Genomic DNA, 22047 nt, shown 5'->3' with positions numbered 1-22047 from the left:
ACTGCATGACCCGTTACGCTCTGATCACTGGTGCTTCCAGTGGTATCGGCCTGGCCATGGCCGAAGCATTGGCCCGGCGTGGGCGCAACCTTATATTGGTGGCTCGACAGCGTGATCGGCTGGAAAGTATTGCAACAGAATTGACCCAACGGTTTGGCGTAGAGGTGCTGTTCCGCGCCTGCGACTTGGGCGAACCCCTTCGACTCTCGGGCTTCCTGCTGGAATTGGAGGAAGGCGAGCGCCAGATCGATCTGCTCGTCAACTGCGCCGGCATCGGCACCAGCGGTCCGTTCCTGGCCCAGGATTGGATGACCGAACAAGACCTGATCGAAGTGAATATCCTGGCCCTCACACGTCTCTGCCATGCAATAGGCAACAGCATGGCGTTGCATGGCGGCGGCCAGATACTCAACGTCGCATCGACTGCGGCCTTCCAACCCGGTCCCTGGATGAGTACGTATCACGCCAGCAAAGCCTACGTGCTGCATTTCTCCGAAGCCCTGCGGGTCGAATTGAAAAAATGTGCAATCCACGTCTCGGTGCTGTGCCCCGGGCCGACGCGCACGGACTTTTTCGCGAAGGCACAACTGGATGAACAGAAACTCAACGGTAAGAAGAAACTGATGAGCCCCGAAGAGGTTGCGCTCTATGCCGTTCGGGCGCTGGACAGGAATCGAGCCATCATCATTCCCGGACGCCGCAATCGCTGGTTCGCCGCGCTGCCGCGATTGGGACCACGCTGGCTGGTCCGGACCGTCAGCGGCATGCTCAACAAGGCCTGCTGTCCGCGCTGATTTCTTCAAGCTGAAAATCCCGGGCTGGCAAACCGGGCCTTAAGTACACTCGACCTCGACTAAACCAATGGAGAGACAGCTGTGGATACCTTGTTTACCAAGATCATCAACCGGGAAATCCCGGCGAAGATCATCTATGAGGATGACCAGGTCCTGGCCTTCCACGATATTGCTCCACAGGCACCGGTTCACTTCCTGGTCATTCCAAAGAAACCGATCCGCACCCTCAATGACCTGGCCGAGGACGACAAGGGACTGGCTGGGCATATCCTGTTCACCGCCCAGCGCCTGGCCCTCGAGCTGGGTTGTGAAGAAGGCTTCCGGGTGGTGATGAACTGCAATGAACTCGGTGGGCAGACCGTCTATCACATTCATATGCATGTGCTCGGACAGCGCCAGATGAATTGGCCGCCGGGCTGATCCATGATCCAACGCAAATCCCCAGCGGCCGATTGAGTTAAACTGGCCGCCGAGATTTTTTCCGGAGGTAAGCATGACTACCCAACGTCACTACTCGCCCATCGATCGCCTGCTGCTGCAGGCCGACACTGCGATGCGTACGCTGTTGCCCTTCAGTGGCCAGCCGTACCGCCCATCGCCGGCCATCGTGCAGCCGGACGTGCAGATGAGCGATGAAGAGACTCGCCATGTGGCCGGACTGATGCGTATCAACCATACCGGTGAAGTCTGCGCCCAGGCGCTCTACCAGGGCCAGGCGCTGACAGCGAAGTTGCCGCAGGTACGCGAAGCGATGGAGCAGGCCGCCGAGGAGGAGATCGATCATCTGGTCTGGTGCGAGCAACGCATTCGCCAGTTGGGCAGCCACACCAGCGTGCTGAATCCGCTGTTTTATGGCATGTCATTCGGGATTGGCGCCGTGGCGGGCCTGATCAGCGACAAGGTCAGCCTTGGTTTCGTCGCAGCTACCGAACATCAGGTGTGCAAACACTTGAACGAGCACCTGCAGCAATTGCCCGTCGAGGATGAAAAGTCCCGGGCGATTCTTGAGCAGATGCGTGAAGATGAAGAGCACCACGCCGAGAGCGCTCTGGAAGCCGGCGGCTTCCGCTTTCCGGCTCCCGTCAAGTTCGGCATGAGCCTGCTGGCCAAAGTCATGACCAAGAGTACTTATCGGATCTGATAGCGAAAGCGGAACGAGGCCTTCCAAAATGAAAAAAGGCGACTGCCCCTGGACAGTCGCCTTTTTTCATAGCCGAAACTTTAGCGCGGCATATTGCGCGCGTAAAAAATTTCCAGCATTTCGTGCTTGACCCGCTCTTCCACCTGCCCACGCTGTTCAGCAGACAGATTGCTCGTGGCATCGCCAAACAGGTAGTTATCCAGCTCAAAGTCCTTGAGCAGCATTTTGGTGTGGAACAGGTTCTCCTGATACACGTTCACGTCCGTCATCTGGTAGGCGTCGCGCGTGTCTTCGGAAAGATAGTTCTGGATCGAATTGATTTCGTGGTCGATGAAATGCTTGTGGCCTTCCACATCCCGGGTAAACCCACGCACGCGATAATCCACGGTCACGATATCGGAATCGAATTGGTGAATCAGGAAGTTGAGGGCCTTGAGCGGTGAAATGACCCCACAGGTCGACACGTCGATGTCCACTCGGAACGTAGCGATGCCATCCACTGGATGGATTTCCGGATAGGTGTGGACCGTGATATGGCTCTTGTCGAGGTGGGCCAGGATAATTTCAGGCAACGGGCCCGGGGACTCTTCGATTTGGCTGTCGGTCGGTGTCACCGGCTCTTCCGAAATCAAGATAGTCACGCTGGCGCCCTGGGGCTCATAGTCCTGACTTGCTATGTTCAGGATGTTGGCACCAATGATATCGACAACTTCCGTGAGAATCTGCGTGAGGCGCTTGGCGTTGTACTCTTTATTGATGTACTCGACGTAGGCCTGCTGGTCTTGCGGGGTTTCCGCATAGCAGATGTCATAGATGTTGAAGCTCAAGGTCTTTGTCAGGTTATTGAACCCATGGAGCTTGAGTTTGCTTTTCACCGTTTGAAAACTCTCTGTGTATTGCGGCCTGGCCGCGTGATCAAGCATGCCCGTCAGATGCGAACGACGCATCTGCGTAGGACGGTTAACACCTCTTCGCGATGGCGATTTTGGTTGTCTGTCCAGGCAAGGGACCGGCCGCAAGCCGATCACTGCCCTGAAAAAAGTGGCGCATTATGCAGACGTCAGCTTCTGATCGCCAGAGCTTGCACCGCTTTTGTGATGGTTGGATGTCGATTCAACCCAATTCGATGATTTCATAATCGTGAGTGATTTCAACACCGGCGGCGCCGAGCATGATCGAGGCCGAACAATATTTCTCGGCCGACAGCTCGATGGCGCGCTTGACCTGGGCCTCTTTCAGCCCCCGGCCCTTCACCACAAAGTGCATGTGGATCTTGGTGAAAACCTTAGGATCCTCGGTCGCGCGCTCGGCTTCCAGGAAGGCTTCGCAACTTTCGACCGCTTGGCGCGACTTCTTGAGGATGCTGACTACATCGAAATTGCTGCAGCCACCAACACCCAGCAGCAACATTTCCATTGGCCGAACACCCAGGTTCCGCCCTCCGGCATCCGGCGGGCCATCCATGACGACCACATGACCGCTGCCCGACTCACCGAGGAACATGGCTTCGCCAGCCCATTGGATGCGTGCCTTCATCGCCAAGACTCCACTGTCATAAAAAGGGGGCGCCAGCTTAGCACAGCCCCCCGCGATGGCGGCTTCCGCCTGAAGGTACCCGGCGCAGATACACGTCAGTAAATTCTCAAATTATTAAGAACGCCTCTGTTAAGCTGGCGCCCAGTCAATGGCGTATGGCCAGCTTTTGCAATGGCTACTCGCCTTCATAAAAAACCAAACCACCAAACCGCGCAGTTTTTCGGGACACAACCATGGTTGCCATTACTCCCACGTCCAAGATCAAAAATCTCGACAAGCTCTTGATGCATTGCCAGCGTCGCCGCTACCCCGCCAAACACAGCATCATTTGCGCGGGGGACCGTTCCGACACGCTGTTCTTCATCATCAAGGGATCAGTCACTATCCTGATCGAGGACGATGAAGGACGGGAGATGATCATCGCCTACCTCAATTCGGGGGACTTCTTCGGCGAGTTGGGTTTGTTCGAACAGGCCGGCAAGGAGCAAGAGCGCAGCGCTTGGGTGCGGGCGAAAGTCGAATGTGAAGTCGCAGAAATCGGCTACAGCAAATTTCGAGAGCTGTCGCAGCAGGATCCGGACATTCTTTTCGTCCTCAGCGGACAAATCGCCCAGCGCCTGCGCAACACCACGCGCAAGGTAGGCGACCTCGCCTTCTTCGACGTAACCGGTCGTGTCGCCCGTTGCCTTTTGGACCTGTGCAAGCAACCCGACGCCATGACCCACCCCGACGGCATGCAGATCAAAGTGACGCGTCAGGAAATCGGCCGCATTGTCGGCTGCTCCCGCGAGATGGTTGGCCGTGTGCTCAAGGACCTGGAAGAACGCAACCTGGTCAGCGTCAAAGGCAAGACGATGGTGGTCTTCGGCACCCGCTAGAGGCTGTCCAGCAGTGCCTGATACAGGGTCTCAAGTCGCTCCAGGGCGTGGGGCGCGGGGAATTTTTCATGAAGGGCAATATGGCTCCCGGCACGCACGCGTTGCTCCAGGCCACAGGCTTCATTGAAACGATTGACCGCCGCGACCATGGCTTCGCGCTCGTCGTCCAGCAGTAGTGCGCCATGCACCAAGCCTACCGGACGCTGCCCTCCCTTGCTCTGTCGCCAACGCTGGGCGGTGCCTACCATCTTCCGACCGTCCAGATTGACATTGAAGCGCCCATCACAAAAAGCGCCCGCCACTTCCCCTAGCGACGCCACCCCGCCCAATTCATCGAGCAACTGGCAGATGGGATCGCACAACCGACGATAGGCGGTTTCGATCCGCCCATGATCACCTTCACTGCGCGGCGGTGCGTAGACCAGCGCGATATTGATCGTCGCGGCTGATTGAGGCACCGGCTCACCGCCGGTTTCGCGCAGGAGCACCGGCCAGCCATGGGCGGCTGATACTTCGCAGGCGATGTCGAATCCCGGCAAGCGACTCAAGCGACGCGGCATGACCAGCGCGCGGTCATTCGGTTGCCAGAACAGCAAGTCGGATTCAGCCTCACCGGCGCAGACGCTCGCCAGTAAATCCTGCTCGGCTTGCAAGCCGTTTTCGACAGTAAAGGAAATGACGGGAGGCATTCGTTCAGTCCAACGTCGAGCCGGTCACCGGAACGCCGCGCTCGGGAAAGAACAACCGTTGCAATTCCATGCCCGGGCTTTCGGCCCGCATGAACGCTTCGCCCACCAGGAACGAATACACGTCACTGACTTCCATCAACTCGACATCGGCCCGGTTGAGGATGCCGCTTTCGGTGATGACCAGCCGATCACGGGGGATTCGCGGCAACAGGTCCAAGGTCGTTTCCAAGCTGACTTCAAAGGTGTGCAGGTTGCGATTGTTCACGCCGACCAGCTTGGTATCCAGGGTCTTGAGGGCCCGCTCCAGCTCTTCGCCGTCGTGGACTTCCACCAACACATCCAAGCCGACGCCCTTTGCCACCGCGGCCAACTCGGCCATCTTCACGTCGTCCAGCGCGGAAACGATCAACAGCACGCAATCGGCGCCCAAGGCCCGGGCCTCGACGATCTGGTACGGGTCGATCATGAAATCCTTGCGGATCACCGGCAGCTTGCATGCCGCCCGCGCCTGCTTGAGATAGTCGTCGGCGCCCTGGAAAAAATCCACATCGGTCAGCACCGAAAGGCAGGTCGCGCCGCCCTTCTCGTAGCTCTTGGCGATGTCGGCCGGAACGAAATGCTCGCGAATCACACCTTTGCTGGGGGAGGCCTTCTTGATTTCGGCAATCACCGCCGGCTGCTTCTTCTTCGCCTGGTCGATCAGCGCCTGGGCAAAGCCGCGAGGCGCATCGGCCGAACGTGCGAGACTTTCCAACTCGGCCAGGCTGACCCGGGCACTGCGCTCGGCGACTTCCTGCTTCTTGCGAGCCAGAATATTTTCCAGAACCGTTGGCACGCTCATCCTTCATTCTCCACTTTGAATACGGCGGTAAACGCGCCCAATTCTTCCAGTTTTTCTCGGGCCAGGCCGGTGTGCAGCGCATCATGGGCAAGCTCGACACCCTGCTTGAGGCTGCTGGCGTGATCGGCGGCGTACAACGCGGCACCCGCGTTGAGCACGATCATCTCGGCTGCCTTCTGGCCATTCTCGGTCTTACGACGCCCCAAGGCATCGCGGATCAGTTCCAGCGACTGGGCCGGGCCATCCACTGCCAGCCCATGGAGGCTCTGGCTCTTCATGCCCAGGTCCTCGGGTTCGACCCAATATTGCGTAATCTGATCATTTTTTAGCTCAGCCACGAAGGTGGGTGCCGCCAGGCTGAACTCATCCAGGCCATCCTTCGAATGGACCACCAGCACGTGCTTGCTGCCCAGACGTTGCAATACCTCGGCCAGAGGCAGGCACAACGCCTCGCTGAACACTCCCACCACCTGATGCTTCACACCGGCCGGATTCGTAAGCGGGCCGAGCATATTGAACAGCGTGCGCAAGCCCAACTCCCGACGGGGCGCGGCGGCATGCTTCATGGCGCTGTGGTGGGTCTGGGCGAACATGAAACCGATGCCCACGCTATCGATGCAGCGAGCCACCTGGACCGGGGTCAGGTTCAGGTAGATACCCGCTGCCTCCAGCAGGTCGGCACTGCCGCTCTTGCCCGAGACCGCACGGTTGCCATGCTTGGCGACAGTGCAACCCGCCGCAGCGACGACAAATGCCGAGGCGGTGGACACGTTGAAGATATTGGCCCCATCACCGCCGGTCCCTACCACGTCCACCACGCCGTCCAGCGTCTTGAGTTCGACCTTGTCCGCCAGTTCCCGCATGGTGGTCACGGCACCGACGATTTCGTCGATGCTCTCGCTCTTCATGCGCATGGCCATCATGAACGCACCAATCTGCGCATCCGTGCATTGGCCAGTCATGATTTCGCGCATCACGTCGCGCATTTCATCGGTGCTCAGGTCGAGCTGGCCGACGATACGGTTCAGGGCTGTCTTGATATCCATGAAAAGTCCTTAGCGCGTGCCGCCGGTTTGTTTGAGGAAGTTGGCGAACAGCTCGTGGCCCTGTTCAGTGAGGATAGACTCAGGGTGGAATTGCACACCTTCGATATTTAACGTCTTGTGTCGCAATCCCATGATCTCGTCGACCGAACCGTCTTCGAGCTGGGTCCAGGCAGTCAACTCCAGGCAGTCGGGCAGGGTAGCGTGCTTGACGACGAGGGAGTGGTAGCGGGTGACGGTAAGCGGGCGATTCAGGCCTTCGAATACGCCCTTGTCTTCATGGAACACCGGGCTGGTCTTGCCATGCATGACTTGTCGGGCGCGCACGACATCGCCACCGAACGCCTGTCCGATCGACTGGTGGCCCAGGCACACGCCGAGGATCGGCAGCTTGCCGGCAAAATACTTGATGGCTTCGATGGAAATGCCCGCTTCGGTCGGCGTACATGGGCCAGGGGAGACCACGATGCGCTCGGGCTTGAGGGCCTCGATTTCGGCAATGGTCAGCTCGTCGTTGCGCACCACCTTGACCTCGGCACCGAGCTCGCCAAGGTACTGCACAACGTTGTAGGTAAAGGAGTCGTAATTATCGATCATCAGCAACATGGCGTAGCAACCTTTTGATTCACTGACTTAAAAACGGCCTTTGGGACGGGAAAACCCTTGGCCACAGGTTGTCGAGGGAGGACTTCAGTCGCCTGAAGTCTGCTCCGCCAACGCCACGGCACGGAACATCGCCCGACGCTTGTTCAGGGTTTCTTCCCACTCCAATGCCGGCACCGAGTCGGCAACGATGCCACCGCCAGCCTGTACGTGCAGTTCGCCGTTCTTGATGACCGCGGTACGAATCGCAATGGCGGTGTCCATGTTGCCGTTCCAGGCGAAGTAACCCACCGCCCCGCCGTACACACCGCGCTTGACCGGTTCCAGTTCGTCGATGATCTCCATCGCCCGGATTTTCGGTGCGCCGGACAACGTGCCGGCCGGCAGGATCGCCCGCAAGGCGTCCATGGCCGTCAACCCGGCTTTCAACTGCCCGGTAACGTTGGACACGATGTGCATCACGTTGGAATAGCGCTCGATGACCATTTTCTCGGTGAGCTTCACCGAACCGATCTCCGAGACACGCCCGGTGTCGTTGCGCCCCAGGTCGATCAGCATCAGGTGCTCGGCGATTTCCTTGTCGTCCGACAGCAGGTCCTCTTCGAGGGCCCGGTCCGCCTCCCCCGTGGCGCCACGGGGGCGAGTACCGGCGATCGGTCGGACGGTGATCAGGTTGTCTTCGACCCGCACCAGCACTTCCGGCGAACTGCCCACGACGTGGAAATCGCCGAAATTGAAGAAGTACATGTAGGGTGTCGGGTTGAAGCAGCGCAACGCCCGGTAGAGATCGATGGGTGCCGCCTTGAAGTCGATGGACATCCGTTGCGACGGCACCACTTGCATGCAGTCACCGGCGAGGATGTATTCCTTGATGGTATCGACGGCCCGTTCGTAGTCATCCTGGGTGAAGCTGGAACGGAACACCGGGTCGGCGGCCGACTGCTTGCTGAAATCCAGGCCTGGGCGCGGCGTGAGCGGTTGACGGAGCTTTTCCAGCAGCGCCTGCAGGCTTTTCTGACCTTGCTCGTAGGCATCTTCCTGGGACGGGTCTGCCAGGACAATCGCATGCATCTTGCCGGCGAGGTTATCGAAGACCACCACAGCGTCGGAGACCATCAGCAAGATGTCCGGCACGCCCAGCGGGTCGGGGTTCGGGCAGGTGCCGAGACGTTTTTCCACGTAGCGCACGCAGTCGTAGCCGAAATATCCGACCAGGCCACCGTTGAAACGGGGCAGGCCCGGGATGGTTGGCACGTTGTAGCGGGCCTTGAAGGATTCGACGAACGCCAGCGGGTCCTCGACGTCGAGGCTTTCGATCTCGACGCCGTCGTGGGTCACGCTGATGCGATGGTCATGCACCCGCAGCACCGTACGGCACGGCAAGCCAATCATGGAGTAACGACCCCATTTCTCGCCGCCCTGCACCGATTCGAGCAGGTAGGAGTTGGGCTGGTCGGCCAGCTTGAGGTAGATCGACAGCGGCGTGTCGAAGTCGGCCAGGGTTTCGCAGGCGAGCGGGATGCGGTTGTAGCCGGCAGCGGCTAGACGCAGGAATTCTTCGCGGATCATGGGGTGCCTCGTGGCAAGAGGAGCTGACAGTCAGGTATGCAAACGCGCCGGATAACCGGCCAGGATCAAGTCAGGCGCGCCAACGCCAGCGGGCCAGGGCCTTCATGACTTTCATCCAGAGTTTGCGAGTGACCACCACGATGGCGTTTCCAGAAGAGGATTGAACAGCGTCGGGCAACGTTATCTCAGCGGCCGGGTCCAGGCAACCGGGAATTAACAGACGCAAGTCATCGATCACCAACGTCGGAAACTCTTCGGCGATCGGCCGGCCATGGTTATAACCGTAGCTCAACGCCACGCACTTGACGCCTGCCGCTTTCGCCGCCAGCACATCGCTGCGCGAATCACCGACGAACAACGACTGTGAGGCCGGGATGTTGGCCATTTTCATCACGAAGAACAGCGCCGCAGGGTCGGGCTTTTTTTGCGGCAACGTATCGCCGCCGATGATCCAGCGGAAATAACGGCCGATTTTCATCTGGTCCAGCAGCGGCGCGACAAAGCGCTCCGGCTTGTTGGTGATCAGCGCCATCTCCACGCCTTGCTTGTGCAGCCATTTGAGCGCGGAACGCACACCGGGGTAGACCACGGTCAGTGCGTGGTTGCCTTCGTAGGCTTCATTGAACAGCTCCATCGCCCGTTCGGCTTCGGCTTCATCGACGCCTAGGGCATCGATGTGGTTGGCCAGGGCCCGGCGCACCAGCATCGGCGCACCGTTGCCCACCCACTGGCGCACCGCGTCGATGCCGGCAGGTGGGCGTCCGAGCTTGAGCAGCATGCTGTCCACGGCGGCCGCGAGATCCGGTACCGAATCGACCAGCGTGCCATCCAGGTCGAACATCACCAGGCGCGGCAGGCTGCCGGGAAACAGCTGCTCGAAGCCGCTCATGGACGCGCCAGGGCCAGTTCGGCGCGCATTTTTGCAATCACCTCTTGGTAGTTCGGCGCATTGAAGATCGCCGAACCGGCGACAAAGGTGTCGGCGCCGGCCGCAGCGATTTCACGGATATTGTTCACGTTCACGCCGCCGTCGATTTCCAGGCGGATGTCACGGCCCGAGGCATCGATCAATGCACGAGCTTCACGCAGCTTGTCGAGGGTGCCCGGGATGAATTTCTGCCCGCCGAAGCCAGGGTTGACGCTCATCAGCAGGACCATGTCGACCTTGTCCATCACGTATTTCAAGACGTCCAGCGGCGTAGCCGGGTTGAATACCAGGCCGGCCTTGCAACCGCCTTCGCGGATCAGTTGCAGGGAGCGATCGACGTGCAGCGTGGCTTCCGGGTGGAAGGTGATGTAGGTCGCGCCCGCCTCGATGAAATCACCGACGATGCGGTCCACCGGGCTGACCATCAGGTGCGCGTCGATCGGCGCGGTGATGCCGTACTTGCGCAGCGCCGCGCAGACCATCGGGCCGATGGTCAGGTTGGGCACGTAGTGGTTGTCCATGACATCGAAGTGAACGATGTCGGCCCCGGCGGCCAGAACGTTGTCCACTTCCTCGCCCAGGCGGGCGAAGTCGGCGGAGAGAATCGACGGAGCAATAGCGAAGGGCTGCATGACGCACCTGTTTTGAGCGAAATCACGATGGCGCGCATTGTATACCTCAAGATTTGGCGCGCCCACCGTGACAGGCGATCAATACGCCGCGCGGTAGATCTTCTCGATATCGGCGGCGCTCAGTTGGCGCGGATTGTTGCGCATCAGGCGCTCGATCCCCGCAGCCTCCACCGCCATGGACGGGATCACGTCCTCGGTCACGCCCAGGCCGCTCAGGCCTTGGGGGATCTGCACGGCGGCGCACAAGGCGACCATCGCATCGACAGCCTCGTCGGCGGCCGCAAGGTCGCTCAGGTGAGCGGTCCTGATGCCCATGGCCTCGGCAATGTCGCGCATGCGCTCGACACACGCCATTTTGTTCCACGCCATCACATAGGGCAGCAGCAACGCATTGGCGACCCCGTGGGATACATGGAAACGCCCGCCCAACGGATAAGCCAGCGCATGCACCGCCCCAACCCCGGCATTGCCGAACGCCATGCCGGCCATCAGGCTGGCGGTGGCCATGTCTTCACGGGCTTGCAGATGGTTAGGGTTGGCGTAGGCCTTGGGCAGGGCCCGGGTGATCAGCTTGATTGCGCCGATGGCCAGTGCATCGGTAATCGGCGAGGCATTGAGCGACAGGTAGGCCTCGATGGCATGCGCCAGCGCATCGACACCACTGGCAGCCGTTACGCTGCGCGGGCATGTGAGCGTCATCTGCGGGCTGACCAGCGCCACGTCCGGCAACAGATAATCGCTGACGATGCCTTTTTTCAGCTGGGCGGCCTTGTCGGAGAGGATCGCCACATTGGTCACTTCCGAACCGGTACCGGCCGTGGTGGGGATGGCGATCATGGGCGGGCCTTTGCGTGGCACCTGATCGACACCGAACATATCTTGCAACTCGCCGTGGTAACCGGCGTAGACACCCACGCACTTGGCGATATCGATGGCGCTGCCGCCGCCCAGGCCGATCAGGCCGTCATGGCCACCGTCGCGGTAGGCTTGCATGCAATCTTCGACGATGGCGATTTCCGGGTCCGGCATGACCCGGTCGAAAATCTCGTAGTCGCGTCCGCCCAGGTGCTGCAGCGCCAGCTCCACCGTGCCGGACTTGACCAGCGCCGCGTCGGTCACGATCAGTGGATTGTCGACGTCCAGGCGCGTCAGCTCGGCAGCCAGCTGCTCGATGGCAGCGGCGCCAGTGATCAGTTTGTGGGCGATCTTGAATGAGGAAAGACTCATGTGCGCGGCCTCTTGTTCGAGTATGGGCTGGCACAAGGATAGCTCGGGATTGAGGGTTGGCTGCGATTCAGCGCTTGAATACACCGCAAACCAAGTGTGGGAGCGAGCCTGCTCGCGAAAGCGGCGTGTCCATCGACATAAATGTCGGATGTGACACCGCATTCGCGAGCAGGCTCGCTCCCACAATGGTTTTTGCAGCGGGCCGTCAGGCTTGGGTGGTGCGCAGCTTCTCGCTACGCCCACGCAACCACTCCAGGGTCAGCAGCAGGATTACCGAGAAGGCAATCAGCAACGTCGCCGCCGCCGCGATGGTGGGGCTGAGGTTTTCGCGGATACCGCTGAACATCTGTCGTGGCAACGTTGCCTGCTCGGGACCGGCCAGGAACAGGGTTACGACCACCTCGTCGAACGACGTCGCGAAGGCGAACAGCGCTCCAGAGATCACGCCCGGGGCGATCAACGGCAGGGTCACCCGACGAAACGCCGTCAATGGCGACGCCCCGAGACTTGCAGCCGCCCGGACGAGGTTGTGGTTGAAACCCTGTAGTGTCGCCGAGACGGTAATGATGACGAACGGTACGCCCAGCACGGCGTGGACGATGATCAAGGAGAAGAAGCTGTTACCCATGCCCAGCGGTGCGAAAAACAGGTAGCTCGCCACGCCGATGATCACCACCGGTACCACCATCGGGGAAATCACCAGGGCCATCACCAGCGCCTTGCCCGGGAAATCGCCGCGAGTCAGGCCAATGGCCGCCAGCGTACCGAAGATCATCGCCAGCAATGTCGCCGCCGGGGCAACGATGATGCTGTTCTTCAAGGCCCGCATCCACTCCGCCGAAGCGAAGAAATCGTGATACCACTGCAACGAAAAGCCCTGCAGCGGGTACACCAGGAAGCTGCCGGAGTTGAACGACAACGGAATGATCACCAGCACCGGCAGGATCAGGAACAACAGGATCAGCCCGCAAAGTATGCGCAAGCTGTAGAACCACACCCGTTCCACGGGGGACATGTAAGGACTCAGCATTTCAGATCTCCCCTTAGCTCAGGCGCAGGCGACTGGCGCCCACCAGCCAGCTGTAAATCAGATAAAGCACGATGGTCGCCAGCAACAGCAGCCCGCCGAGCGCCGTCGCCATGCCCCAGTTGATGCTGGTGTTGGTGTAGAACGCGACGAAATAGCTGACCATCTGGTCGTTCGGGCTGCCCAGCAGCGCCGGGGTGATGTAGTAGCCGATGGCAAGGATGAACACCAACAGGCACCCGGCGCCGACACCGGCATAGGTCTGCGGGAAGTAGACCCGCCAGAAACTGGCGAACGGGTGGCAGCCCAGGGAAATCGCCGCCCGCATGTAGGTGGGCGAGATGCCCTTCATCACGCTGTAGATCGGCAGGATCATGAACGGCAGCAGGATGTGGACCATCGAGATGTAGACGCCGGTGCGGTTGAACACCAGCTCCAGCGGTTTATCGATGACACCCATGGCCATCAACGCGCTGTTGATCAACCCACCGGACTGCAGCAGCACGATCCACGCCGCCACCCGTACCAGGATCGAAGTCCAGAACGGCAGCAGCACCAGGATCATCAGCAGGTTGCTTTGCCGTGAAGGCAGGTTCGCCAGCAGGTAGGCCAGCGGATAGGCCAGGACCAGGCAGATCGCGGTGATCACCAGGCCCATCCAGAAAGTACGGGTGAAGATGTCCAGGTAGATCGCCTGGTCGGGGGTGGCTGGCGCCAGTTCGCCGAGATCGTCGATCCGGTGGTCGACAGCCGCCAACAGATAATACGGCGTGACGTTACTGGTGTTGCGGCGGATCACTTGCCAGTACGCCGGATCGCCCCAGCGCTCGTCGAGGCCTTCCAATGCTTCTTTATAAGAGGCGGGCTCAGTCGCGAACGGCAGCGCCCGGGCCGTTTTCGTCAGCAGGCTGCGATAACCGGCCGATTCCATGTTCAGTCGCTTGGACAAGTCGCCCAGCGTTTGATTTTTGCGGGCTTCAGCCAAGTCCTCGCTGGCAGCCTTGTACACCGGCTCGCCGGGCAAACCACGTCCGTCCCAGGCAGCGACGGCAGCGACGGTGCGCGGCATGGCGCCTACGACTTCCGGGTTGCTGACGCTTTTGAACAGCAGCGCGACGATCGGCACCAGGAACACCAGCAACAGAAACAGCACCAGCGGCGCGATCAGCGCCTGGGCCTTCCAGCGGTTGACCCGCTCGGCGCGCTTGAGCCGCTGCTTGAGTGTGGGGCTGGTGCCCGCGTTCAGTGGAACGGCGATGGCCATGGCGAACTCCGCAAATCTTCTTGATCGTTACAGGGGCGGCGAGCCGCCTCTGTTTATGGTGAAACGCAAATCCTGTAGGAGCTGGCGCAGCCTGCGATCTTTCGAGGTCCTCATGGACACTGAAGATCAAAAGATCGCAGCCTTCGGCAGCGCCTACTTCGCCGCCCAGGAGTTGAAGCGCTGCTCCAGCTGCTCGCCGTTGTCAGCCCAGAAGCTGACGTCGATCTGCACTTGGTTGGCGATGTTTTCCGGGGTGGTCGGCATGTCTTTCAAGACATCCTTGGCGAGCAACGGTACTGCCTGGGTGTTGGCCGGGCCGTAGGCGATGTTTTCCGAGTAGGTCTTCTGCTGCTGCGGAGCCACCGAATAGGCGATGAATTTCTTCGCCGCTTCGGCACGGGTCTTGTCCAGGCCACGCGGGATAGCCCACGCGTCGAAGTCGTAGATACCGCCGTTCCACACCACTTTCAGATTGCTTTCCTTCTGCACCGCGGCGATCCGGCCGTTGTAGGCCGAGCTCATGACCACGTCACCTGAAGCGAGGTATTGCGGCGGTTGCGCACCGGCTTCCCACCACTGGATGTTCGGCTTGAGCTCATCGAGCTTCTTGAAGGCGCGGTCCTGGCCATCCTTGCCGGCCAGCACTTTGTAGACGTCCTTCGGCGCCACGCCGTCGGCCATCAAGGCGAATTCCAGGGTGTATTTGGCACCCTTGCGCAGGCCGCGCTTGCCCGGGAATTGCTTGGTGTCCCAGAAGTCCGCCCAACTGGTCGGTGCAGTCTTCAGCTTGTCGGCGTTATAGGCCAACACGGTCGACCATACGAAGAAACCTACGCCACAAGGCTGGATGGCGCCCTTGACGTAGTCTTCGGCCTTGCCGAACAGCTTCGGATCGAGTTGCTCGAACATGTCTTCGTCACAACCACGGGACAACTCCGGCGACTCGACTTCAACCAGGTCCCAGGAAACGCTCTTGGTGTCGACCATGGCCTTGACCTTGGCCATTTCGCCGTTGTATTCGCCCGCCACGATCTTGCCATTGCCGGCCGCTTCCCACGGTGCGTAGAAGGCTTTGACCTGAGCCGCCTTGTTCGCCCCGCCGAAAGACACCACGGTCAGGTCCGGGCCCGCCGCCATCGCGCTTGCCGCACCCATCATGCCCAGTGTCAGGGCTGTGAACTTCAGGGATCTCAACATTTATTGTTCTCTCCACGTGCAGGGTTGGTGTTGGTACAGCTGGGGGCGATCAGTTCGCCTCTAGAAGGGGATCGAGCGCACGCACATGCTCGACTTGCCAGCCAAGCGGAACCACGTCCCCGACGGCGAGCGCGGGATCGAGCTCGGCAATCGGCTGTTTCACGAAGAAGTCATTCTTGCCGCAGACTTCCAGGCGAACCCGGACGTGGTCGCCCAGATAGATGAATTCCGCCACCCTCCCTGAGAAGCGGTTGACACATTGTTCGCTGGAGCCGTTAAGGCTCACCCGCTCCGGCCGGATAGACAGCGTGACCGGCTCGCCAGGCTTGCCGACATTGACGGCCAGGGCCTCGACTTTCTCGCCGCGTCCCAGCTCCACCAGGCAGCGGTCGCCGGTCTGGCTGTGCAGGCGACCGTTGAGGCGGTTGTTTTCGCCGATGAAGTTGGCGACGAAGGTGTTTTTCGGTTCTTCGTAGAGTGTGCGCGGCGGGGCGATCTGCTGGATCTCGCCCTGGTGGAACACGGCCACGCGGTCGGACATGGTCAGCGCTTCGCCCTGGTCGTGGGTCACGTAGACCACGGTCACACCGAGGCGCTGGTGCAGGTGCTTGATCTCCATCTGCATGTGTTCGCGCAATTGCTTGTCCAGTGCGCCGAGGGGTTCGTCCATCAGGACCAACTGCGGTTCGAACACCAGCGCCCGGGCCAGGGCCACCCGCTGCTGCTGGCCGCCGGACAACTGTGCGGGATAGCGCTGGGCGAAGGTGTCCAACTGCACCATGCTCAGGACACGCTTGACCCGGTCACCGACGTCGCTCTTGTTCAAGCCGCGCACGGTCAAGGGGAAGGCCAGGTTCTCGGCCACGGTCATGTGCGGGAACAGCGCGTAGTTCTGGAACACCATGCCGATGTCGCGCTTGTGCGGTGGCACGTTGTTGATAGAGCGACCGGCCAACTGGATCTCGCCAGCGGTCGGGGTCTCGAAACCGGCGAGCATCATCAGGCTGGTGGTCTTGCCCGAGCCGGAGGGGCCGAGCAGGGTCAGGAATTCGCCTTTGCGAATGTCCAGGTTGAGGTCCTTGACGATCAGGTTCTCGCCGTCGTAGCTCTTTTGCACACCACGAAAGCTGACCAGCACATCGCTGGTCCCCGCGCTTGAATCGACCTGGCTCATACCCGCACCTTTTGTATTGATGACTGCTTGTGAATCAAGCCTAGTGGAGCCTGGGGGCCACGCAAATCGGGGCGCAGGAGAGAATCACCTCAGCCGGATGGAAGAGTCGGGGTAGGGATTGCCCTACACGGATGGCGGGATTGAGTAAATGCAGCGGCGAGTTTCAAGCGGCACGCTGCAAGTAGGGGCGAATGTGGTATTGGGGCGTGTCGCAAATAGGTATGTCAGCGCATTTCCTTGTGGGAGCGAGCTTGCTCGCGATAGCGGTACATCAGCCAATATCAATGCAGCATGGGCCGACGCAATCGCGAGCAAGCTCGCTCCCACAAGGGGACGCGTGGGGGGTTAGAGCAACTTGTGCTCCATCGCGTATTTCACCAATTCGGCCAGCGAGGTGATGTTGAGCTTCTGCATCAGCCGCGCCTTGTGGGTGCTGATGGTCTTGCTGCTCAAGGCCAACTGCTGGGCTATGTCGTTGACATTGGCGCCCTGGGCGAGGCGCTCGAAGACCGAGAATTCGCGCTCCGACAACAGCGAATGCAGCGGTCGGGTGTCGGTCAGGCCGACTTCGAAGACCATGCGGTCGGCCAGGTCCGGGTCGATGTAGCGCCCGCCCGCCGCGACCTTACGAATCGCCATGAGCAGCAAGGCTGGATCGCTGTCCTTGGTGGCATAGCCGGCGGCGCCGACCTTCAGGGCACGAGCGGCCATCTGCGCCTCGTCATGCATCGACAGCACCAGGATCGCCGGTGGATTGTTCAGCGCCCGGATCCGTGGGATTGCCTCCAGGCCGTTGACCCCCGGCATGGAGATATCCAGCAGCACCACTTCGCAGGGCACGTGGCGCAGGGTCTCGAGCAACTGCTCGCCGTTGCTCGCCTCCCCCGCGACCACCAGATCCTTGGCCAGGCCGATCAACTGCTTGATGCCTTCACGGACGATGGTGTGGTCTTCGGCTACCAGTACACGGATCACGTTCTTCTCCAGGTTCAGGATCTTCGCGAGCAGGCTCGCTCCCACAGCTTTTGTCTATCCCATCAAGCCTCATGCAATGGCACGCGCACCGACAAGGTCGTGCCCTCCCCCGGCTCACTGTCGAGGGTCAACTGCCCGCCCATGATCAATACGCGCTCACGCATGCCAACCAGGCCAAAGGACGTTGGCCGTCCCGCATCAGTAATGAATCCTACACCGTCATCGCTGACTGTCAGACACAACTGGTCGTCTTCCCGCACCAGCGTCAACTCTACGGTATGCGCCTGGGCATGGCGCATCACATTGGTCAGCGCCTCCTGGAGTATCCGAAACAGGCCGATGGCCTTGGCGTCGCTCAAGGGCGGCAGGTTGTCAGGTACCTGCACCAGGCAAGGAATCTGCGTACGCGCCTCGAAACGCCGGGCCTGCCATTCGATGGCCGAGGCGATACCGGCGTCCAGGATCGGCGGGCGCAGCGCCGTCGCCACGTCGCGCACCAACTGGAACAGCTGCGCAATCAGGCGCTTCATGCTGTTGAGCCGTTCCTGCAGGCCCGGATCGAGTTGTGCGTAGGCCAATTCACACATGGAAGTTTCAAGCTTCAGTACCGTCAGCATCTGACCCAGTTCGTCGTGCACTTCCCGGGCGATCCGCGCCTTTTCCTCTTCCCGTACGCTTTCCAGGTGCGCCGACAGTTCACGCAATTGCTCCCGGGAACTGGCCAGCTCCAGTTCGATGCGCTTGCTGTCGGTGATGTCCCAGACGATACCGTCCCAGACGTAGGCGCCATCTTCGAGGCGACGGGTGATCGCCTTGATTTCGGCCCAGCGCTCCAGGCCTTCGCGGGTCAGGATGCGTCCCTGCCAAGACCAATCGCTGTCGCTGTCCAGCGCCTGGTCCTGGGAACGGTGATAGCCAGACTTGTCTTCGGGGTGCACCAGACTGCGCAGCCCGGTATCGCTACGGGCCAGGGTTGCCGGGGAATAGCCCACCAGGCTTTCGCTGCCTTCACTGATGTAGGCAAAGTCGATCTGTCCGGTCACCGATGCCCGCTCCAGGCGAAAGACCATTCCCGGAACGTTGGCGGCGATGCCCTGCAGGCGCGCCTCGCTTTCGCGCAAAGCCGCCAGCGCACGTCGACGTTCCGTCACGTCGTTGAGGTAGACCACCAGGTATTCGGCATCACGAAAACGCAGGAAACTCAAGGAAACGTCGGCCGGCAGGATGCTCCCATCCGCCCGCACGCACTCGGTCTCGAAACTCTGCGGCCCCTCCTCACTGGCACGGGCACGCTTCCACAGGTTCAGCCAGCGATCCATGTGCAGGCCCGGCTCGAAATCGATCAGTGGCCGGTCGATGATCGCGCCCGGCGCGTAGCCGAGCATGGTTTCGGCAGCGCGGTTGGCGTAGCGCACATGGCTGTCCCAATTGACCCAGAGGATGCCGACAGTGCTCTGGTCGATGGAAAACTGGGTCAAGCGCAAGGCTTCTTCGCTGGCGGTGCGTTGGGCGATGTCTTCCCGCGCGGCACGCAGGCGACGCTCCACTGAGCGTTGCTGGCGGCGCTGCCAGAATACGATGGCCACGCTGCTGAGCAACATTGCCAGGAGCAACAGCGTCAGGTTCTGCCAGAAGCCCGGGGTCTCGGTCAGGCGTGGATATTTTGGCTTGAGCCAGCGGCTGTGCAGTTGTTCCAGGTCCTTGGCGGGAATGGCCTGCAGGGCACTGTCGATGATATCGGCCAGTTGCGGCCAATCACGGCGCGTGGCGACCCGCAGCAATTGCGGCGAACCGATGTCACCCACCACCGCCAACTCGGCGAATTCGGGTTCGACCATCAGCCGTCCAAGTTGCGCCTCGTCGACCACCGCGTATCGGGCCTGCTGGGTCAGCAACAGCTGCAAGGCTTCACGCTCCAACGGCACCCCCTGCAAGTTGAGCGCCGGATAGTTGCTGCGCAGATAATCGGCGGTGGCGCTGGGCATGCGCACCGCAACCCGGCTCTGGGTGTCGAGTTTCTCCAACTCCACGCCCTCGGCGCCTTTCTGCGCGCCAACGATCAGTTGCGGCACACGCATATAAGGGTCGGAAAATTGCCAGAGCCTGAGCCCCCCCGGGGTCTGGGTCAGGCCCGGCGCGACATCCACTTCGCCATCGCGCACTGCCTCTTCCAGTTGCGCGACGTCTTGAAAGTTGCGCCAGGTCAGTTCGACGCTCAAAGCCTTGCCCAACCACTGCATCAGCTCGACGTTGGTACCGGACAAACGCTGCAAGCGCCGGTCGTATTGCGCGTACGGTGCCTGCAGCACCAGGCCGACCCGTAGCTGCGGATGCTCCGCCAACCACTGGCGCTGGACGCCATTGAGTTGCACGTCATGGGTCTGTGGCGCAGGCGCGGCCCAGGCCATCAAGGGAAGCCATAAACAGCCGATAACCCACAGGCAGCAAAAACGCATCATCGAAGTCTCACGCACTGACAAATACTGACCAACCCATTAGGCTGCCGGAAATACTTCTGGTCATGGAATATCCGATGCCCTCTGTTTATCGCCTGGCGTTGCCAGCATTGTGCCTGTCGCTGATACTGCCGAGTGCATTTTCTGTGCACGCCGGCGAACCAGCCCCCGCCGCTGCGGAACAACCCGCCGAAGAGAAGCCGGCCGAACGTCAACCCTTGCTCGAGCGTAGCCAGGAAGAAGCGGCGGCGCTTGCACGAAAGGTCCCGTCCCAGGAACAACAACAGCTACAAACCGGCAGCGATGCTTTTCTTGCGCTGTGGAAGCCAGCCAACACCAGCGACCCCAAGGGCGCGGTCATCATAATCCCCGGCGCAGGCGAAACAGCTGACTGGCCTCAAGCAATCGGCCCGTTGCGCAAAAAGTTGCCGGATGCCGAATGGGGCAGCCTGAGCATCACGCTGCCAGACCTGCAAAGCGACGTCATCGCGCCCCGCACCGTGGAAACACCGCCCGAAACCAAACCGGCGGACGTAGCGGCCGCAGCGCCGGACGCCACCACCGCCGCCCCCATCGAGCAAGTTGCCGGGGGCGAAGCCGATGCGGCAGATCCCGCCATCGCCGAAACCGGTGAAGAACATGCCAAGGCCGACGCCGAACGGATTTTTGCCCGCATCGATGCGGCGCTGGCCTACGCCGAACAGCAGAGCGCCCGCAGCATCGTGCTGCTGGGCCACGGCACCGGTGCCTATTGGGCGGCGCGCTACCTCAGCGAAAAGCAGCCCGCGCAGATCGAACGCTTCGTGATGGTCGCGGCCCAAACGCCCGTCACCGCCACGCCGGGCCTGGCCGAACTGACGCCCACCCTGAAGCTGGCCACCGCCGACATCTTCTATATGGACAAACCATTGAATCGCAACGCGGCCCTGGAACGCCTGCAAGCGAGCAAGCGATTGAAGGGGTCGAATTTCAGCCAGGTCGCCCTCAAGGCGTTGCCCAACGCAGCGGCGGAGCAGGAACAGTTGTTCCGGCGGGTTCGGGGTTGGTTGAATCCACAAAGCCCGGGGGAGTAAGACTTCCCCCAGTTCTGAACGACAGCTCTTGTGGCGAGGGAGCTTGCTCCCGCTCGGCTGCGGTAGGAGCTGCCGAAGGCACGGGCCGCGTTCGGACGATCTTTTGGTCTTGATCTTTCGCTTAAGGCTCAACGGGTGCTGGAAAGATCGCAGCCTCGCTTCGCTCGGCAGCTCCTACACGCCAGCGGGAGCAAGCTCCCTCGCCACGGGCATGAGCATGAGCGCGGTGAATCAGCGGAAATCCCGCCGTTCGCGAATCAGCCTATAGGCGTTATGCAGCTCCCGGGTCCTGTCGGTCGCTTCACGCACCTGCAAGGGCGTCGCCCCGCTACCGGCGATCTTGTCCGGGTGATGACGGCTGAGCAGCCGACGGTAAGCCCGCTTGATCTGTGACGGCTCACTGGTGGCGGAAACGCCCAGCAGCCGCAACGCCTCCTGGTAAGTCACGCCGCTGCTGGGTCGCGACAGTTTCTGCGGTTCGTAATCGATCGCCAGCGCCTGGACCTGCTGCGGCGTCCAGCCCAGCCACTTGCCCCATTGGGCAAGCAACTCGCGCTCACTCGCACCTGCGCGGCCATCGGCCCACACCATCCGCCAGCAAGCCCGTAGCACGCCTTCAGCCGCATGGGGCTGGAGGGCGAGGCGGCGCAGATAACCGCGCAAGCGATCGTGCTCGGACTTGCCCCGGTTGAACGCCGCGATGGCGCGACGTTGCGCCGGCTCGCTCAAGTCGAGCGCGCGCATCTCTTGGCGAGCCTGCTGGATATGCCCATCGACGACGCGCCCGTCGCTTTTCGCCAGGCGTCCGAGCAACACAAACAACAATTCATCGTTGCGCAACGCCGGACGACCGCCCAGGCGCTCACGCACTTGCGCCCAGCTGTGCAGGTCCAGGCGCCGGTCCAGCGCCTGTCCCAACAATGCGCCGAGCATGGCCCCCGGGATGCTGGATATGGCAAAGCCCGCTCCCGCTCCGATCAGAGTCCCTGGCCACCACATA

22 protein-coding genes are annotated in these 22047 nt (G+C 61.0%); 5 read left to right on the top strand and 17 right to left on the bottom strand.

Annotated elements, in window-relative coordinates; all coding sequences use genetic code 11:
* Nucleotides 1–5: 5 nt before the first annotated feature.
* The 3 genes from M8Q45_RS27930 (at nucleotide 6) to coq7 (ending at nucleotide 1935) form a co-directional block, all read left to right on the top strand.
* Nucleotides 6–794 (top strand): SDR family NAD(P)-dependent oxidoreductase, encoded by a 789-nt coding sequence (locus M8Q45_RS27930; protein WP_249877232.1) that lies wholly within the window; start codon nucleotides 6–8, stop codon nucleotides 792–794.
* A gap of 81 nt (nucleotides 795–875) precedes the next feature.
* Nucleotides 876–1214, top strand: coding sequence for a histidine triad nucleotide-binding protein (locus M8Q45_RS27925; protein WP_249877231.1), 339 nt, complete (start codon nucleotides 876–878; stop codon nucleotides 1212–1214).
* 73 nt (nucleotides 1215–1287) lie between these two features.
* On the top strand, nucleotides 1288–1935 hold the full coding sequence (coq7, locus tag M8Q45_RS27920) for a 2-polyprenyl-3-methyl-6-methoxy-1,4-benzoquinone monooxygenase (RefSeq protein ID WP_030139203.1): 648 nt from the start codon (nucleotides 1288–1290) through the stop codon (nucleotides 1933–1935).
* An 80-nt stretch (nucleotides 1936–2015) separates the two neighbouring features.
* Here the strand turns inward: coq7 and speD are convergent, their stop codons facing one another.
* Together speD and M8Q45_RS27910 are read right to left on the bottom strand one after the other, a co-directional pair.
* Nucleotides 2016–2810, bottom strand: a complete 795-nt coding sequence (speD, locus tag M8Q45_RS27915) for an adenosylmethionine decarboxylase (RefSeq protein WP_181287400.1) — start codon at nucleotides 2808–2810, stop codon at nucleotides 2016–2018.
* Between the two features lie 238 nt (nucleotides 2811–3048).
* A complete protein-coding gene (locus M8Q45_RS27910) occupies nucleotides 3049–3471 on the bottom strand; it encodes an OsmC family protein (RefSeq protein ID WP_008061600.1) in 423 nt (140 codons plus the stop codon).
* A 233-nt stretch (nucleotides 3472–3704) separates the two neighbouring features.
* On the opposite strand from M8Q45_RS27910, the gene crp reads away from it, so the two are divergent.
* On the top strand, nucleotides 3705–4349 hold the full coding sequence (crp, locus tag M8Q45_RS27905; protein ID WP_249877230.1) for a cAMP-activated global transcriptional regulator CRP: 645 nt from the start codon (nucleotides 3705–3707) through the stop codon (nucleotides 4347–4349).
* Here the strand turns inward: crp and M8Q45_RS27900 are convergent.
* The 14 genes from M8Q45_RS27900 to M8Q45_RS27835 form a co-directional block, all read right to left on the bottom strand.
* Nucleotides 4346–5038: a lipoate--protein ligase family protein gene (locus M8Q45_RS27900; RefSeq protein ID WP_249877229.1), complete on the bottom strand. Its 693-nt coding sequence runs from the start codon at nucleotides 5036–5038 to the stop codon at nucleotides 4346–4348. The two genes, crp and M8Q45_RS27900, sit on opposite strands and share 4 nt — an antisense overlap.
* Before the next feature lie 4 nt (nucleotides 5039–5042).
* Nucleotides 5043–5879, bottom strand: a complete 837-nt coding sequence (gene trpC / locus M8Q45_RS27895; RefSeq protein ID WP_249877228.1) for an indole-3-glycerol phosphate synthase TrpC — start codon at nucleotides 5877–5879, stop codon at nucleotides 5043–5045.
* Nucleotides 5876–6925, bottom strand: coding sequence for an anthranilate phosphoribosyltransferase (gene trpD / locus M8Q45_RS27890; RefSeq protein WP_249877227.1), 1050 nt, complete (start codon nucleotides 6923–6925; stop codon nucleotides 5876–5878). The genes trpC and trpD overlap by 4 nt, the downstream gene beginning before the upstream one ends.
* Nucleotides 6926–6934: 9 nt before the next feature.
* Nucleotides 6935–7528, bottom strand: coding sequence for an aminodeoxychorismate/anthranilate synthase component II (locus M8Q45_RS27885; RefSeq protein WP_249877226.1), 594 nt, complete (start codon nucleotides 7526–7528; stop codon nucleotides 6935–6937).
* An 84-nt stretch (nucleotides 7529–7612) separates the two neighbouring features.
* Entirely contained in the window at nucleotides 7613–9094 is a 1482-nt protein-coding gene (gene trpE / locus M8Q45_RS27880) for an anthranilate synthase component I (RefSeq protein WP_249877225.1), read from the bottom strand.
* A gap of 70 nt (nucleotides 9095–9164) precedes the next feature.
* The gene (locus M8Q45_RS27875) at nucleotides 9165–9983 is read right to left on the bottom strand and encodes a phosphoglycolate phosphatase (RefSeq protein ID WP_249877224.1); all 819 of its coding nucleotides are present in this window, start codon (nucleotides 9981–9983) and stop codon (nucleotides 9165–9167) included.
* Nucleotides 9980–10654: a ribulose-phosphate 3-epimerase gene (gene rpe / locus M8Q45_RS27870; RefSeq protein ID WP_202334998.1), complete on the bottom strand. Its 675-nt coding sequence runs from the start codon at nucleotides 10652–10654 to the stop codon at nucleotides 9980–9982. Before rpe ends, M8Q45_RS27875 begins: the two co-directional genes overlap by 4 nt.
* Before the next feature lie 78 nt (nucleotides 10655–10732).
* Complete coding sequence (locus tag M8Q45_RS27865) at nucleotides 10733–11881, bottom strand: iron-containing alcohol dehydrogenase (protein ID WP_249877223.1); 1149 nt, start codon at nucleotides 11879–11881, stop codon at nucleotides 10733–10735.
* A 205-nt stretch (nucleotides 11882–12086) separates the two neighbouring features.
* Complete coding sequence (locus M8Q45_RS27860) at nucleotides 12087–12911, bottom strand: ABC transporter permease (protein ID WP_249877222.1); 825 nt, start codon at nucleotides 12909–12911, stop codon at nucleotides 12087–12089.
* Between the two features lie 13 nt (nucleotides 12912–12924).
* The gene (locus tag M8Q45_RS27855; RefSeq protein ID WP_249877221.1) at nucleotides 12925–14172 is read right to left on the bottom strand and encodes an ABC transporter permease; all 1248 of its coding nucleotides are present in this window, start codon (nucleotides 14170–14172) and stop codon (nucleotides 12925–12927) included.
* A 153-nt stretch (nucleotides 14173–14325) separates the two neighbouring features.
* Nucleotides 14326–15369: an ABC transporter substrate-binding protein gene (locus tag M8Q45_RS27850; protein WP_249877220.1), complete on the bottom strand. Its 1044-nt coding sequence runs from the start codon at nucleotides 15367–15369 to the stop codon at nucleotides 14326–14328.
* Nucleotides 15370–15418: 49 nt separating this feature from the next.
* Complete coding sequence (locus tag M8Q45_RS27845; protein ID WP_181287203.1) at nucleotides 15419–16543, bottom strand: ABC transporter ATP-binding protein; 1125 nt, start codon at nucleotides 16541–16543, stop codon at nucleotides 15419–15421.
* Between the two features lie 345 nt (nucleotides 16544–16888).
* Nucleotides 16889–17518, bottom strand: coding sequence for a response regulator (locus M8Q45_RS27840; RefSeq protein ID WP_047702279.1), 630 nt, complete (start codon nucleotides 17516–17518; stop codon nucleotides 16889–16891).
* Between the two features lie 62 nt (nucleotides 17519–17580).
* On the bottom strand, nucleotides 17581–19977 hold the full coding sequence (locus M8Q45_RS27835) for a PAS domain-containing sensor histidine kinase (RefSeq protein ID WP_249877219.1): 2397 nt from the start codon (nucleotides 19975–19977) through the stop codon (nucleotides 17581–17583).
* A 74-nt stretch (nucleotides 19978–20051) separates the two neighbouring features.
* On the opposite strand from M8Q45_RS27835, the gene M8Q45_RS27830 reads away from it, so the two are divergent.
* Complete coding sequence (locus M8Q45_RS27830; RefSeq protein WP_249877218.1) at nucleotides 20052–21047, top strand: alpha/beta hydrolase family protein; 996 nt, start codon at nucleotides 20052–20054, stop codon at nucleotides 21045–21047.
* Between the two features lie 231 nt (nucleotides 21048–21278).
* Here M8Q45_RS27830 and M8Q45_RS27825 read toward each other — a convergent pair whose 3' ends face one another.
* Nucleotides 21279–22046: a TerB family tellurite resistance protein gene (locus tag M8Q45_RS27825; RefSeq protein WP_249877217.1), complete on the bottom strand. Its 768-nt coding sequence runs from the start codon at nucleotides 22044–22046 to the stop codon at nucleotides 21279–21281.
* Nucleotide 22047: the final 1 nt, after the last annotated feature.

The organism is Pseudomonas sp. T1.Ur (genome assembly GCF_023516725.1).
GTDB classification, from domain to species: domain Bacteria; phylum Pseudomonadota; class Gammaproteobacteria; order Pseudomonadales; family Pseudomonadaceae; genus Aquipseudomonas; species Aquipseudomonas alvandae.
The sequence above is the reverse complement of the archived record's forward strand: the minus strand, read 5'-3'. Positions and strand labels throughout refer to the sequence as shown.

Bases quoted from the DNA above. Each gene is read 5' to 3' on its own strand.
- crp (WP_249877230.1), top strand. From the start codon at position 3,705: ATGGTTGCCATTACTCCCACGTCCAAGATCAAAAATCTCGACAAGCTC.
- M8Q45_RS27825 (WP_249877217.1), bottom strand. From the start codon at position 22,046: ATGTGGTGGCCAGGGACTCTGATCGGAGCGGGAGCGGGCTTTGCCATA.
- M8Q45_RS27860 (WP_249877222.1), bottom strand. From the start codon at position 12,911: ATGCTGAGTCCTTACATGTCCCCCGTGGAACGGGTGTGGTTCTACAGC.
- M8Q45_RS27845 (WP_181287203.1), bottom strand. From the start codon at position 16,543: ATGAGCCAGGTCGATTCAAGCGCGGGGACCAGCGATGTGCTGGTCAGC.
- trpC (WP_249877228.1), bottom strand. From the start codon at position 5,879: ATGAGCGTGCCAACGGTTCTGGAAAATATTCTGGCTCGCAAGAAGCAG.
- M8Q45_RS27900 (WP_249877229.1), bottom strand. From the start codon at position 5,038: ATGCCTCCCGTCATTTCCTTTACTGTCGAAAACGGCTTGCAAGCCGAG.
- M8Q45_RS27865 (WP_249877223.1), bottom strand. From the start codon at position 11,881: ATGAGTCTTTCCTCATTCAAGATCGCCCACAAACTGATCACTGGCGCC.
- M8Q45_RS27835 (WP_249877219.1), bottom strand. From the start codon at position 19,977: ATGATGCGTTTTTGCTGCCTGTGGGTTATCGGCTGTTTATGGCTTCCC.
- coq7 (WP_030139203.1), top strand. From the start codon at position 1,288: ATGACTACCCAACGTCACTACTCGCCCATCGATCGCCTGCTGCTGCAG.
- M8Q45_RS27910 (WP_008061600.1), bottom strand. From the start codon at position 3,471: ATGAAGGCACGCATCCAATGGGCTGGCGAAGCCATGTTCCTCGGTGAG.
- rpe (WP_202334998.1), bottom strand. From the start codon at position 10,654: ATGCAGCCCTTCGCTATTGCTCCGTCGATTCTCTCCGCCGACTTCGCC.
- M8Q45_RS27885 (WP_249877226.1), bottom strand. From the start codon at position 7,528: ATGTTGCTGATGATCGATAATTACGACTCCTTTACCTACAACGTTGTG.
- M8Q45_RS27855 (WP_249877221.1), bottom strand. From the start codon at position 14,172: ATGGCCATCGCCGTTCCACTGAACGCGGGCACCAGCCCCACACTCAAG.
- trpE (WP_249877225.1), bottom strand. From the start codon at position 9,094: ATGATCCGCGAAGAATTCCTGCGTCTAGCCGCTGCCGGCTACAACCGC.
- M8Q45_RS27930 (WP_249877232.1), top strand. From the start codon at position 6: ATGACCCGTTACGCTCTGATCACTGGTGCTTCCAGTGGTATCGGCCTG.
- M8Q45_RS27850 (WP_249877220.1), bottom strand. From the start codon at position 15,369: ATGTTGAGATCCCTGAAGTTCACAGCCCTGACACTGGGCATGATGGGT.
- M8Q45_RS27875 (WP_249877224.1), bottom strand. From the start codon at position 9,983: ATGAGCGGCTTCGAGCAGCTGTTTCCCGGCAGCCTGCCGCGCCTGGTG.
- trpD (WP_249877227.1), bottom strand. From the start codon at position 6,925: ATGGATATCAAGACAGCCCTGAACCGTATCGTCGGCCAGCTCGACCTG.
- M8Q45_RS27830 (WP_249877218.1), top strand. From the start codon at position 20,052: ATGCCCTCTGTTTATCGCCTGGCGTTGCCAGCATTGTGCCTGTCGCTG.